Genomic DNA, 12,990 nt, shown 5'->3' on the forward strand with positions numbered 1-12,990 from the left:
AAAGGTCTGCTGCAGCGCCTGGATGCGCTCGGCGGGAAACAGGTGATCGATCTGCAGCACGCCATGGGCCTGGAACAGCTCGGCCGCCAGCGCCAGCGTGTCGGCGTCCAGCCGCTGCCGGACCTGTTCGTCCGCGTTCAGGTCGAGACGCGGAAACCCGTCGGCGCGGCCAGCGGAGGCCCGCGCCCGTTGCAGTGTGCGGGCACGCGCCAGGGTCGCGCGGGCCTCGTCGGACTGCGGTGCCAGCCGCAGCGCCTCACGCGCCGCGCGTTCTCCGCCGCCCAGGTCCAGCGCGTCCAGCCGTGTGCGCGCCAGGCCCAGGTGCCATTCGGCGTGGTCGGGCTGGCGCTTGATGGCCTCCGAAAACGCTTCCTCGGCCACGGCGAGTGCCCCGGCCGCGCGCGAGGCCGCGCCGTAACGGCCCAGCAGATCGACGCTCTCAGGTTGCCTCGCCACCAGATCCTGGTAAAGCCGCTGCGCGCGGGGTGCCTCGCCTTGCTCTGCATAGTCACGCGCATATTCCAGCGTCGTGTCCGGCTGGCGGGTGGCGAGCCAGTCGCACAGGTCGAGCAGGTCGCTCAGGCGGCTGCGCAAGGTATCGGCCGAATCGCTGCGGCCAGACTCGCCCGGAAACCGGCCGAAGGTGCCGATGAAGCGCATCTGTCCAGCGCACATCGCCCCCGGCAATCCCTGCAGCAGGCGCTCGCGCGGCGCATAGCCGGCCGCTGCCAGCGTGTCGAGGTAGGCGGTCACAAGGCGCACGGCGTCGGACTCGGGCACAGCCTGAGACGACGCCAGACGCGCCAGCAGGATCGTCGGCAGGGTACAGCCCTCGAACAGGCCATGCAGGCACAGCCCGGCCGGCCCGATCGCCACATCGTCCCAGTCCATCAGCACGCACTGCCCGTCGTCGAGCAGCGCCACATTGGGCGGGCGCAGATCGCCGTGCGCCAGGGTGTCGGGCAAATCCGAGGCCGAAGCGATGTGGGGCGTCAGCAGCGCCAGCCGGCGCTGCAGCAGCCGGTGGTAGCGCTGCGCATCTTCCCGCCCCAGAAAGTAATCGGCCCCCACCGACGCGGGCGCATGCCCTTGCGACGCATCCGTCGGCCGCGCCAGGAAATCGAGCAACAGGCCGGGCTGCTCCGCGGCACGCACGGCGCGGAACCGGCCTTGCACGTCGTTCCAGGCCGCCGCGCGGGCCTGCAGACGGGCGTAGGCCACCGCCACTGCCGCCAGATCAGCGCCCGATGCGTCGTAGCCCAGATCCCGGCCACCATGGGTCCGGGAGAGCATCCAGCCGTGGTCGCTGTCAATGGCGAGCACGTGGGGCACGTGTTCGGGCAAGCGCTGTGCGACCAGCGCCGTGCGCTGCAGTTGCCGCTTCTGGTGCAGCGGCACGATCTTGAGATAGGCCACGCCGGACGGGCCGGTCAGCCGGTGGGTGCGGGCCCAGGGCGCTTGCCCGATGCACTCGGCATCGTGGACGGCAAAACGTGCCCGGGCCCACGCGACTGCTGCACCATCCGCCTGTGGGTCCAGCGCTTCTTCGACGTTCATCGACATGGTGGACGCTCCTCAAGCCCGGACACAGGACGGATGGTGCATGGCGCCGCAGTCCGGTCAGCAAGCCGCCATCAGCGGCACGGGGTGTAGCAGCCGCCCGAGCCGCCGCTGGATCCCTTGCCGCCCTTGCTCCCCTTGCCGCCAGAACCCTTGCCGCCCTTGCTGCCCTTGCCGCCTGAGCCCTTGCCACTGGAGCCAGACCCGCAGCTCGACGAGGCCTTGCCGCCACCGGAGACCACCAGCATTTCTTCCAAGGTGAGTACACGCATTTCAGACTCCTAGAGTTGGATTGGTTTGAGAAGGACTTCACAGGGAGAGGTGTCAACCCTGTGACACCAATGTATCTCTTTGTAAGTATTTGTAGTGTTTTACCTCGCTGAAGCCGGTCAGGAGATACCCGAAGTACCACCCGGAACGGCCCGCATGCCGAGCGGCGACAATACGGGCATGTCGGCACACCGTCCCCACCGTTCCAAGCAGCGCCTCCGCGGCTGGATTGCGCTCGTTGGCGCCTCGTTCGGCCTGGTGCTGGCGATCACGCTGCCCGCCCGCGGTGCGCCGATGGGCCGTACCCCCGCACCGTCCGGCGCGTCCACACAGGGCCCGGGCTACGAGGCGCGTGCCGATGTCGCCACCTTCGTCCGCGACATCGTGCAACGCCATCCCGAACTCGACGAGGAGGTGGTCGCCACCACCCTGTCCGAAGCCCGCTACCAGCCGCAGGTCGCCAAGTTCATCCTGCCGGCGGCCAGTTCAGCAGCGAAAAACTGGAAGGTCTACCGCTCGCGCTTCCTCGACACGCTGCGCGTGCGCGAGGGCGTCGCCTTCTGGCGCGACAACGAACGCTGGCTGCGGCTGGCGGAGGAACGCTGGGGCGTGCCGGCACGGGTGATCGTGGCGATCATCGGCGTCGAGACCATCTACGGGCGCCAGACCGGCAGTTTCCGGGCGGTGGACGCGCTGGCCACACTCGCCTTCGACTTCCCCCGTGGCCGCAGTGACCGCAGCGAGTTCTTCCGCGACGAGCTGGAAGCCCTGTTCGCACTCGCCTCGCGCGACAAGATCAATCCGCTGAGCCTCAAGGGTTCGTATGCCGGCGCACTCGGGATGCCGCAGTTCATGCCCAGCACCTGGCTGAAGTTCGCCATCGACTTCGACGGCGACGGACGCATCGACCTGCAGCGCAGCACACCGGACGTGATCGGCAGCGTGGCCAACTACCTCGCCGGACACGGTTGGGTCAAAGGCATGCCGACCCATTACGACGTGTTGCCTCCGGGCACGGAGGCCGACCGCGAGGTGCTGCTTGCCCCCGACATCCTCCCCAGTTTCACCGCCACGGAACTGGGCGAACGCGGGGCACTGCTCAGCCCCGCCGGCCAGCGGCACACCGGCAAGCTTGCGCTGGTGGAACTGCGCAACGGTGTCGAGGCGCCCAGCTTCGTCGCCGGCACCGATAATTTCTGGGTCATCACGCGCTACAACTGGTCCGCCTACTACGCCATGGCCGTGATCGACCTCTCCGAATCCCTGGCCGCGCTCAAGACCGTCGCCGACAACCGCTGATCCGCCCCCGCGCGGCCCCCCATGCTCCAGTTCAAGTCCATCACGCTGCGCCGCGGCGTCAAGATCGTCCTCCAGAACGCGTCCTTCACGCTGCAACCCGGTGAAAAAGCCTCGCTCGTCGGCCGCAACGGCGCGGGCAAGTCCTCCCTGTTCTCGCTGCTGACCGGGCGCTTGCAGTCCGACCAGGGCGAGGTCGAGATGCCACCGCGCTGGGAGATCGCCGAGGTCGCGCAGGAAATGCCCGAAACCGACACCGGCGCCACCGAATTCGTGCTCGAAGGCGACCGCCCGCTGATGGCCGCCCGCGCCGCGCTGATCGCTGCAGAAGAAGCCGACGACGGCCACGCCATCGGCGAAGCCCACGCCGTGCTCGGCGAAGTTGGCGCGTTTGATGCCCCCGCGCGGGCGCAGTCGCTGCTGCTCGGCCTGGGGTTCCGGGTCAGCCAGCTCGACGCACCCGTCAACAGCTTCTCGGGCGGCTGGCGGATGCGGCTGCAACTGGCGCGGGCACTGATGTGCCCGGGCGACCTGCTGCTGCTGGACGAGCCGACCAACCACTTGGACCTGGACGCCCTCGTCTGGCTGGAAGCCTGGCTGCTGCGCTTCGACGGCACGATGCTGGTCATCAGCCACGACCGCGAATTCCTCGACGCCGTCACCAAGGTCACCCTGCACCTCGACGAAACCCAGGTCACCCGCTACGGCCAGAACTACAGCGGCTTCGAGCTGATGCGCGCCGAGCGCATGTCGCAGCAGCAAGCCGCCTTCTCCAAGCAGCAGGAGAAGGTCGCCCACCTGCAACGCTTCATCGACCGCTTCAAGGCCAAGGCGAGCAAGGCCAAGCAGGCGCAGAGCCGTGTCAAGGCACTCGACCGGATGACCAAGCTCGCGCCGATCCTGATGAGCGCCGATTTCGAGTTCGAGTTCCGCGAGCCGCAGAGCCTGCCGAACCCGATGATCGTGCTGGACGACGTGTCGGTCGGCTACGGCGACAACGTGATCGTCTCGAACATCAACAAGTCCGTGCTGCCGGGCCAGCGCATCGGCATCCTCGGGGCCAACGGCCAGGGCAAGTCCACCGTGGTGAAGACGCTAGCCGGGGCGATCCAGCGCATGGGCGGCCACATCCAGGAGGGCAAGGGCCTGTCGATAGGTTACTTCGCCCAGCAGGAACTCGACGTGCTGCGGCTGGAGGAAGGCCCGCTGGAGCACATGGTCCGGCTGGCACGCGATGTCGGCCCGGCCGCGCGCGAGCAGGAATTGCGTGACTTCCTCGGCCGCTTCCGCTTCACGGGGGCGATGGTGGGCCAGGAAGTCGGCTCGCTGTCCGGTGGTGAAAAGGCGCGCCTCGTGCTGGCGATGCTGGTGTGGCAGCGCCCCAACCTGCTGCTGATGGACGAGCCGACCAACCACCTGGACCTGACCACCCGCGAGGCGCTGAGCATGGCGCTCAACGAATACGAAGGCACGGTGATGCTGGTCAGCCACGACCGGGCGCTGCTGCGCGAGGTCTGTGACGAGTTCTGGCTGGTGACGGGGGGCGAGGTGCGGCCCTTCGACGGCGATCTGGACGACTACCAGAAGTGGCTGATGGAGCAGAGCCGCGAGATTGCCAAGCGCGCCCGCGAGGAAGACCGGGCGATGCAAGGCAAGCCGGTCGCCGCACCCGCTCCCGTCATCGCGGCCCCCGTGGTGGTGGCGCCCGCACCTGCGTCTGGCAGCCGGGACGACCGCAAGGCCCAGACCGCCGCCCGCATGAAGCTCGCCGAGCAGACCAAGCCGCTGAAGAAGGAACAGCAGCAGGCCGAACAGGCGCTGGAAGCCGCACAGAAGGACCACGCCCGCGTGCTCGCCGCACTCGGCGACACCGGTCTGTCGCCAACGGCCCGCGCCGAGCAAGGCCGCAAGCTCAAGGAACTCGACGACCGCATCGCCGAGCTGGAACTGCACTGGATGGCACTGGGCGAGCAGATCGAGGCCATGGGAATCGCCTGAGGCTGTATGTAAATACAGGCTTGTGGCAGACTCAGGGGCATGAAACCCCCTGTCACCGACACGCCGCTCCTGCCCGGCTTCGGCAGTGTCAAGGGCCGCGGCACCGCCTGGCGCATCGCCGGGCGGTATGAACGCCGGGCGCGCAACGCAGTCGATGACGGCTGGGGCAGCCTGGACCAGATCGCCGAGGACGACAGCACCCGCGTCACCCGCACCGAGGTGATCGACGAGCCCTGCCGCAGCCTGCTGCGCGCCAACGATTCGCCGGACGTGCCATTCGAGCTGTCGATCAACCCCTACCGGGGCTGCGAGCACGGCTGCATCTACTGCTACGCCCGCCCGACCCACAGCTACGCGGACTTGTCGCCCGGGCTGGACTTCGAGACCCGCATCCTCGCCAAGACCAATGCAGCCGACCGCCTGCGCGAGGAACTGCGTCGGCCACGCTACACGCCGCGCCCGCTCAACCTCGGCTCCGCCACCGACGCCTACCAGCCCGTCGAGCGCAGCCTGAAGCTCACGCGCCAGATCATCGAAGTGCTGCACGAGGCGCAGCATCCGTTCTCGGTCGTCACCAAGTCGGGAGGCATCGTGCGCGACCTCGACCTGCTCGCCGAGATGGCACAGCGCCAGCAGGTGCTCGTCTTCATCAGCGTCACCACGCTGGACAAGGACCTGGCACGCATCCTGGAGCCACGCGCCAGCGCCCCGGCCCGGCGGCTGGCGGCCATCCGGGCGCTGTCGGACGCGGGCGTGTGGGTGGGGGTGAACGTCGCGCCGGTGATCCCGTTCATCAACGAGCCCGAGATCGAGCAGATCATCGAGGCGGCGGCGGGTGCCGGTGCAAAGTCATTGCACTGGACCGTGGTGCGGCTGCCGTGGGAGGTCAATCCGCTGTTCCAGCAGTGGCTGGGCGAGCATTTCCCGGACCGCGCCCACCGCGTGATGGAGCGCATCCGCGACCTGCGCGGCGGCAAGGACTATGACGCCGACTTCAGCACCCGCATGAAGGGCGAAGGCATCTGGGCGGACCTGATCCGCCAGCGCATGCTCGGCGCAGCACACCGGCACGGCCTGGTGCGCGAGGTGCCGACGCTGGATTTCAGCCACTTCCAGCCACCGCGGGCGCCGGTGCCGGCCACGCCGCCGAACCAGGGTGAACTGTTCTGACAGTTCTGACGGCGGGACTTCGCTTCAGCTTCAGTGCATCAGCGCATCGACACCGGAGATCACCAGCTCGTGAGCGGGCAGGTGCTGCTCCAGCCAGTCGAGGTCCATGCCGAGGTGAACCACGAGATCACCCTGCGTCGACAGCAGCCCCTCCGTCACGGAGCGACCACTTTCGCGGCAGTCCGCCACCACGCTGGCCAGCCGCAGCACCGCCGCCAGTCGCGAGAACGGCCGGGTTTCCATCGGCTGGGTCGTCGCGCGGAAAGCTTCGACCAGCACGTCCGGGAAGTGCCAGTGCCGCGCCAGTTCGGCCGTGATCTCGGGATGGGCCACGCCGAACAGCACGGTCTCGAAACCGATGCGGCTGTCCAGCTCCTTCGCCTGCGCACCGGCCTGCTGCGCGTGGTCCGGATCCACCATCCACATCAGCAGCTGCCCCGTGCGCAGCATCAGCCCGCCGAGGTAGGCCATGTCCTCGTCCAGATCGAGCGCGCGTGCAATGGGCTGGGCGTAGGCCGCCACGGCCAAGGTGCCGCGCCAGAAGGTCAGGCGGTCAAAACCCTGCATCGCGGGAAAGGCGCCGACCATGCTCGCCGACAGCGTCAGGTCACGCAGCGTGCGCATGCCCAGTGACGCCGACGCATCGTTGAGCGAGGTGACCGTGTGCGACGGCGAGTAGCGTGAAGAGTTCGCCAGCCGCAGCACCTTGGCCGCCAGCGCCTGGTCGCGGCCGATGAGGCCGGCGATTTCCGGCAACGGCAGGTCGTCGCGGTCGAAGGACTTGAGCAGCTTGTGCGCCACTTCCGGCATGGCCGGGAGCGTGCACGCGCGCTGGACAAACGGGGCAATGCTGGTCGGGCAGGTCATGGGCACGGTCGGGCTCCTCGGTCAACGGGTGTGATGGGAGCGTCTTCGACCTGTATGAAATCGACTTGAGTAGGGATTCACCCTGACGATTGTTCAGCCACCTCGGCAGACACCACCGGATCTGATCAAGCCGTACACCCGCTCGGGTGTGTGTGACGGCAGCTGAATCAGAACTGCCCGAAGAGTCGCTATCATGAATTCACAAGACTGGAGAACGGAACGGTTCATCTCCACGCCGTCCAGAGGAATATCACAGTGTCAGAAGTCACGATCATCCTGCCAACCTACAACCGCATTGATGTAATCGGTCGGGCCATCGCCAGCATCATCCTGCAGACCCACCAGGATTGGGAGTTGCTGGTGGTCGACGACGGTTCGAGCGATGGCACCATCGAACGGCTGGAAGGTCTGGATCCGCGGATCCGATTCATCCGCCAAGCCAACCAGGGCGTGGCTGCGGCACGGAACACGGGCCTGTCGGCCTCGCGCGGCCGGTACATCGCGTTCATGGATTCGGACGACGAATGGCGCCCGGAGTTTCTGGCGCTCACCACGGCGTTCCTGCGTGCGCATCCGGACGAGCACTGGGTCGCCACCGAATCCCACGAGGATCTGGGTGACGGGTCCGCCCCCATCCACCACAGCCGGCACGACATCGGCGGCATCTATCTGGGCTTCGCACGCTCGATCGGTTCGCGCGCGCTGGAGCTGCCCCCTGGCGTCGACGACGACTACCTGCGCATCTACGAACGCAAGGATCCGATTGGCGACTGGGGCAGCGACATCCTGCAGCGCATGGGGCTGTCCGACACCGTGGTCTACAGCGGCCACACGCTCCAGCACATGCGCTGGGGCTACCTCAACTGGCTGCCGGCCACGGTCTGCACGCGCCACGCCATCGAGACGGCAGGCTTCTTCTCGGTCGCACACCGCAGCGCCGAAGACCTGCGCTACTTCGGGATCCTGGCGCACCACTTCCGCGCCAACCTGATCGCCGTGCCGCTGGCCATCAAGTACGAACGGGCCAGTGGCAATCAAAAGCTCGCGCAGTCTCACCTGGCAACCGGCGCCGGAGCCTACCGGTTCGAGGTCAACAAGCTGTCGTGCTTCGATGACAACTTCGGTCCGTCGGCTGGCACAGATCCCGAGATCGGGCTGCTGCGGCAGCACTACTGCCTGGAAGTGGCCCACCGCGCGCTGGCCGCCGGTCACCGGGAGGTGGCCATCCAGCACCTGCAGCAAGCGGCTGCGTGGCGGCCGATGCTCTGGAAGGCCTGGCCCATGCTGGCGCTGGCACTGCTGGTGCCGAACGACGAGCGCGTCGCGGGCCTCTACGTTCGCTGGAACCGCGGCTTCGACGTGGTCGCGCGGCTGTTGTCCGGACGGCTCAAGCCGGCGGTTTTGCTGTCCAAGCTCAAGCAGGTGCCGCAGCGTGGCCGAGCCGTGGCGGACTATTCCGGCCATGCGCCGCTGTCCCTGACCGATTCCGCACTGGCACCGTTCGAACAACGCAATACCTGAGGCCTGTGCAGACCCAGGCGTGGTCGCCGCTCATTACAGCGGCCGCAGCGCCACCAGCTCCGCCACGGTCAGCACCCGCAGGTGCAACTCGCCATCGTGGGTCGCCAGCCCGTGCAGCTCGATGGACTTCTGCGTCTGCAGCAGCCGCACGAGGTAGCCGAGGATGGCCGCGTCGATCACCTGTCCCGGCACCAGCACGGGGATGCCTGGCGGGTACGGCACGATCTGGTCGCAGCAGACGCGCCCGACCAGCGCCGGGTTCGGCTGACCGGCGTCGTCGAGCAGGGGCAGCCGCTCACCCGCCTCGTAGAACGCATCGCGCGGCAAGCAGGCCAGGCGCGTGAAATGCGGGATCTTCGGCAGCCGCGTGGTCGGGCGCGGCGTGCGACGCTCTTTCTGTGCCTGCTTGGCGAGCCGCAGCATCGCGTCGAACAACCGCGAGACCTTGCTGCGCGTCGTGCCGATGGTCAGCAGCAGCGTCAGCGTGCTGTGGGTGTTCTTTTCGATCTGGATGTTGAAGCGCTCGATCAGCTCGCCGCGCAGCTCGTCCGCACCCCAGCCGGAGGCCGAGAGGTCGATCGTGAGCTTGGTCGGATCCAGCCGGATGCCGTCGCCGCGCACCTCGTCGGACAGCAGGTCATTCAGTTCCAGCACCCGGAACGCCCCCGTCGCATTGATCTTCTCGCGCAGCTCGGCGGCGAAGTTCAGCGAGCGGTCGAGCAGCTTGTAGCCCTCCATCACCGCCTGCCGACGCGCCACGTCCAGGCTGGCGATCAGGCCGTACTGCGGGCTGGTCGAGGCGTGCATGTTGAAGTTTTCGCGGAACAGGTGCTCGTCGAAGTCCGGATCATTCACGTGGATCATGCTGGCCTGCGAGAACGCGGACAGCACCTTGTGGGTGCTCTGCGTCACGTAGTCAGCGCCGGCTTCCAGCGCAGTCGGGCGCAGCGCGGGGTGGAAGCGGGCGTGGCCGTACCAGGCTTCATCGACGACGACCTTGATCCCGGCTGCGTGCGCGGCGTCGATGATCGGCGCGAGGTCGTAGCGCAGGCCGTCGTAGGTGCAGCTCGTCAGGATCAGCACCTTGGCGTCCGGGTGGTCGGTGATCGCCTGCAGCACCCGCGCCCGCGGCACCGGCCCGAACAGCCCGTGGCGCTCGTTGACCGACGAGTCCAGGTAGACCGGACGGGCGCCCGACAGGATCACGCCGTGGTGGACCGACTTGTGGCAGTTGCGGTCCAGCAGCAGCTTGTCGCCCGGCGTTAGCAGCGTCTGGAAGATGACCTTGTTCGATGTGGACGTGCCGTTGGTGGCGAAGTAGGTCTTGCGCGCCCCGAAGGCCTGCGCGGCCAGCCGCTGCGCCTGCGCGATCACGCCGGTCGGGTGCAGCAGCGAGTCGAGCATCGGCACCGACACGGACAGGTCCGCCCGCAGCATCTGCTCGCCGACGAAGGCGTGGAAGTCGCCGACCCAGGGGCTGGACTTGTAGGAGTCGCCGCCCGCATGGCCGGGGGTGTGCCAACTGTCCTTGGCCTGCGCGACGTAGTGGCGCAACGCGTCGTAGAACGGCGTCGCCGCGGTCTGTGCCACCTCGGCGGCCAGGATGCGCAACCAGCCGGCGTGGTCGGTCTCGCTGCGGAAGAAGTAGCCGTCCACCGCGTCGCCGGCCAGCTCCTCCACCAGCAGCTTGGTGTCATCGTCCTCCAGCATCAGATAGAGCGACAGCTCCGGGCGCAGGCTGGCGATGGCCTTCGCGAGGTGGACGGCGCTGCGGTCGGCGGTGTCGTGGTGGTCGATCAGGACGAGGTGCAGATCGCCATCGCGGCGCACGGCGTCGAGGGCCGGCTCGCCCGGGTCGCTGGCGAAGGCGCTCAGTTGCACGGGGTCGTCGGGCCGGGCAGCGGCGTTCAGGGCGGCGACGATCTGGTCGCGTCGGGCGATGTCATTGCTGACAACGAGGATGTGGCTGGCAGGAGGCAGAACGAACGACATGCCGGGATGATGCCCGAGGCCATGCAATGCCGAGCGGTCAAGCGCCCAGCATCTCCAGCAGCGTCCGCCCCACCACCTTGGTCGCCCGCCGCAGATCCTCCAGCACCAAATGCTCGTCCGCCCGCTTGGCGTTCGATTCGCGCACCGTGCGCGGCCCGGCGCCGTAGATCACCGCCGGAATGCCGCGCTCGCAGTACAGGCGCACGTCGGTGTAGAGCGGCGTGCCGGACACGGGGATCGGCTCGCCGAACACCGCCTCGCCGTGCCGCGAGAGCGCGTCCACCAGCGGCTGGTTGCCCGGCAACGGTTGCAGCGCATGCGCCATCAGCATGCGGCGGATGTCCACCGACACGCCCGGCCGGCTCGCGGCGGCCTCAAGGATGACGCGGCGGATATCGGCCTCGACTTCGGCGGAGTTCTCCTCCGGGATCATGCGGCGGTCGAGCTTGAGCACCACCTTGCCGGGGATGACGTTGGTGTTGGTGCCGCCCTGGATCAGGCCGACATTGATGTACGGGTAGCTGATGCCCGGCACCTGCGAGCGGATCGTCGCCTTGTAGCGGGCGTTCTCGGCGTAGAGCGCATTCAGGATCGCCACCGCGCCTTGCAGCGCATCGACGCCGCTCTCGGGGATCGCCGCGTGCGCCATCACGCCGTGGACGGTGACCTCCATCTGCAGGCAGCCGTTGTGCGCCGTGACGATCTGGTAGCTGAAGCCGGCGGCGATCTCGTAATCCGGTTTCGTCAGGCCATGTTTCAGCAACCAGCCGGGGCCGAGTTCGCCGCCGAATTCCTCGTCGTAGGTGAAGTGCAGCTCGACCCCGCCCTTCAGCGCGACTTGCCCTTGCGCCCGCAGGGCCTCGATGGCGCGGGTGGCGAAGGTGAAGGTGGCGAAGTCGCACTTGCTCACCGCCGAGGCGCGGCCATAGAGCTTGCCGTCCACGATCTCGCCGCCGTAGGGGTCGTGGGTCCAGCCTTCGCCGGGCGGGACCACGTCGCCGTGGGCGTTCAACGCGATGACCGGGCCGCCTGCGTCGTAAGCGCGGCGCACGATCAGGTTGGTGATCGACTCCAGGCCGTAGTCGCGCACTTCCTGCTGCGGCACGGCGTGTTGCTCGGCGTCGAAGCCGAAGCCGGCCAGCAGTTCGGCGGTGCGTTCGGCGTGCGGGGCATTGTTGCCGGGCGGCGTGTCGGTGGGCACCTGCACCAGTGCCTGCAGGAAGCGCACCTCGTCGTCGAAATGCGCGTCGATCCAGGCGTCGAGCTGCGTGAAACGGTCGAGATCGCGGTCGGGGGCGGTGGTCATGCGGAGTGCTCCGTGTGCAGTTGTTCGAGCAGGTCGGCGAAGGCGCGCACGGCCAGTTCGGTGTCGTCGTTGGTGGTGGATTCGAGCGGGTTGTGGCTGATGCCGCTGTTCAGGCCGCGCACGAAGAGCATGGCCTGCGGCATGACCTCATGCAGCTTCATCGCGTCGTGGCCAGCGCCACTGGGCAGGCGATGCACGGGCAGGCCGGTCGCGGCCACGGCCCGTTCCCAGCGCGTCTGCCACGCTGGATCGCTCGGCGCAGCCGAGGCGCGCATCGTCTCGTCGAGCGTCACCGACACGCCGCGCCGCTGGCAGATCGCGGCCAGTTCGGTGCGCACGTCGTGCAGGCAAGCGTCCCGCGCCGCATCGGTCGTCGCCCGGATATCGAGGCTGAAGCGGCAGCGGCCGGGCACGACGTTGATCGAGCCGTTCGGCACTTCGAGGATGCCGACCGTGCCGACCACATGCGGCACCGACGCCGCCCGCCGCTCGACGAACAGCGCCAGCTCGGCCACCGCCAGCGCAGCGTCGCGGCGGCGGTCCATCGGCGTCGTGCCGGCGTGGCTGGCCATGCCGGTGACTTCGCCGACGAAGCGCACGCTGCCGTTGATCGACGTGACCACGCCCAGCGGCAGGTCGGACTCATTCAGCACCGGGCCTTGTTCGATGTGGACCTCGACGAAGCCGAGGTAACGCGCCGGGTCGCGCTTCAGGGCGGGGATGTCGTCGATGCACAGCCCAGCGTGCTGCATCGCGGCGCGCATCGTCACGCCGTCCGCGTCCGTCTGGTCGAGCCACGCCGGGTCGAACTGGCCGACCAGCGCGCCCGAGCCGAGGAAGGTCGCTTTGTACCGCTGGCCCTCCTCCTCCGCGAAGCCGACGACCTCGATGCCGAACGGCAGACGGCGCCCGGCGCGGTGCAGCTCCGCCACCACGGCCATCGGCACGAAGATGCCCAGGCGGCCGTCGTACTTGCCGCCGTTGCGCACGGTGTCGTAGTGGCTGCCGGT

The 12,990-nt window shown here is 68.2% G+C and carries 10 protein-coding genes; 4 read left to right on the forward strand and 6 right to left on the reverse strand.

Translation table 11 applies throughout. The annotated features are described in order from the left end of the window. Both RMP06_RS04675 and RMP06_RS04680 read right to left on the reverse strand, forming a co-directional pair. Positions 1 to 1,563 (reverse strand): tetratricopeptide repeat protein (locus RMP06_RS04675; protein ID WP_310460620.1); only part of this gene is annotated, 1,563 nt, incomplete at its 3' end. A gap of 71 nt (positions 1,564 to 1,634) precedes the next feature. Next, entirely contained in the window at positions 1,635 to 1,832 is a 198-nt protein-coding gene (locus RMP06_RS04680; RefSeq protein ID WP_310460621.1) for a hypothetical protein, read from the reverse strand. Between the two features lie 178 nt (positions 1,833 to 2,010). On the opposite strand from RMP06_RS04680, the gene mltB reads away from it, so the two are divergent. The 3 genes from mltB to RMP06_RS04695 are packed head-to-tail and all read left to right on the forward strand — an operon-like array spanning position 2,011 to position 6,294. After that, the gene (gene mltB, locus RMP06_RS04685; protein WP_310460622.1) at positions 2,011 to 3,129 is read left to right on the forward strand and encodes a lytic murein transglycosylase B; all 1,119 of its coding nucleotides are present in this window, start codon (positions 2,011 to 2,013) and stop codon (positions 3,127 to 3,129) included. A gap of 21 nt (positions 3,130 to 3,150) precedes the next feature. After that, positions 3,151 to 5,124 (forward strand): ABC-F family ATP-binding cassette domain-containing protein, encoded by a 1,974-nt coding sequence (locus RMP06_RS04690; RefSeq protein ID WP_310460623.1) that lies wholly within the window; start codon positions 3,151 to 3,153, stop codon positions 5,122 to 5,124. Between the two features lie 39 nt (positions 5,125 to 5,163). Next, complete coding sequence (locus RMP06_RS04695) at positions 5,164 to 6,294, forward strand: PA0069 family radical SAM protein (RefSeq protein WP_310460624.1); 1,131 nt, start codon at positions 5,164 to 5,166, stop codon at positions 6,292 to 6,294. 30 nt (positions 6,295 to 6,324) lie between these two features. On the opposite strand, the gene RMP06_RS04700 is transcribed toward RMP06_RS04695, so the two are convergent. Further along, a complete protein-coding gene (locus RMP06_RS04700) occupies positions 6,325 to 7,161 on the reverse strand; it encodes an HDOD domain-containing protein (RefSeq protein WP_310460629.1) in 837 nt (278 codons plus the stop codon). 255 nt (positions 7,162 to 7,416) lie between these two features. Between RMP06_RS04700 and RMP06_RS04705 the strand changes: the two genes are divergently transcribed. Then, the gene (locus tag RMP06_RS04705; RefSeq protein ID WP_310460625.1) at positions 7,417 to 8,682 is read left to right on the forward strand and encodes a glycosyltransferase family 2 protein; all 1,266 of its coding nucleotides are present in this window, start codon (positions 7,417 to 7,419) and stop codon (positions 8,680 to 8,682) included. Positions 8,683 to 8,715: 33 nt separating this feature from the next. Here the strand turns inward: RMP06_RS04705 and RMP06_RS04710 are convergent, their stop codons facing one another. The 3 genes from RMP06_RS04710 to RMP06_RS04720 form a co-directional block, all read right to left on the reverse strand. After that, on the reverse strand, positions 8,716 to 10,674 hold the full coding sequence (locus RMP06_RS04710; protein WP_310460626.1) for an aminotransferase class I/II-fold pyridoxal phosphate-dependent enzyme: 1,959 nt from the start codon (positions 10,672 to 10,674) through the stop codon (positions 8,716 to 8,718). A 37-nt stretch (positions 10,675 to 10,711) separates the two neighbouring features. Beyond that, a complete protein-coding gene (locus RMP06_RS04715; protein ID WP_310460627.1) occupies positions 10,712 to 11,980 on the reverse strand; it encodes a M20 family metallopeptidase in 1,269 nt (422 codons plus the stop codon). Beyond that, positions 11,977 to 12,990, reverse strand: a 1,014-nt coding sequence (locus RMP06_RS04720; RefSeq protein WP_310460628.1) for a hydantoinase/carbamoylase family amidase, incomplete at its 5' end; no start/stop codon positions are given. The genes RMP06_RS04720 and RMP06_RS04715, both read right to left, overlap by 4 nt.

This window comes from Sphaerotilus sp. (assembly GCF_031429695.1).
Taxonomy (GTDB): domain Bacteria; phylum Pseudomonadota; class Gammaproteobacteria; order Burkholderiales; family Burkholderiaceae_C; genus Sphaerotilus.

Bases quoted from the DNA above. Each gene is read 5' to 3' on its own strand.
- RMP06_RS04695 (WP_310460624.1), top strand. From the start codon at position 5,164: ATGAAACCCCCTGTCACCGACACGCCGCTCCTGCCCGGCTTCGGCAGT.
- mltB (WP_310460622.1), top strand. From the start codon at position 2,011: ATGTCGGCACACCGTCCCCACCGTTCCAAGCAGCGCCTCCGCGGCTGG.
- RMP06_RS04690 (WP_310460623.1), top strand. From the start codon at position 3,151: ATGCTCCAGTTCAAGTCCATCACGCTGCGCCGCGGCGTCAAGATCGTC.
- RMP06_RS04680 (WP_310460621.1), bottom strand. From the start codon at position 1,832: ATGCGTGTACTCACCTTGGAAGAAATGCTGGTGGTCTCCGGTGGCGGC.
- RMP06_RS04715 (WP_310460627.1), bottom strand. From the start codon at position 11,980: ATGACCACCGCCCCCGACCGCGATCTCGACCGTTTCACGCAGCTCGAC.
- RMP06_RS04710 (WP_310460626.1), bottom strand. From the start codon at position 10,674: ATGTCGTTCGTTCTGCCTCCTGCCAGCCACATCCTCGTTGTCAGCAAT.
- RMP06_RS04700 (WP_310460629.1), bottom strand. From the start codon at position 7,161: ATGACCTGCCCGACCAGCATTGCCCCGTTTGTCCAGCGCGCGTGCACG.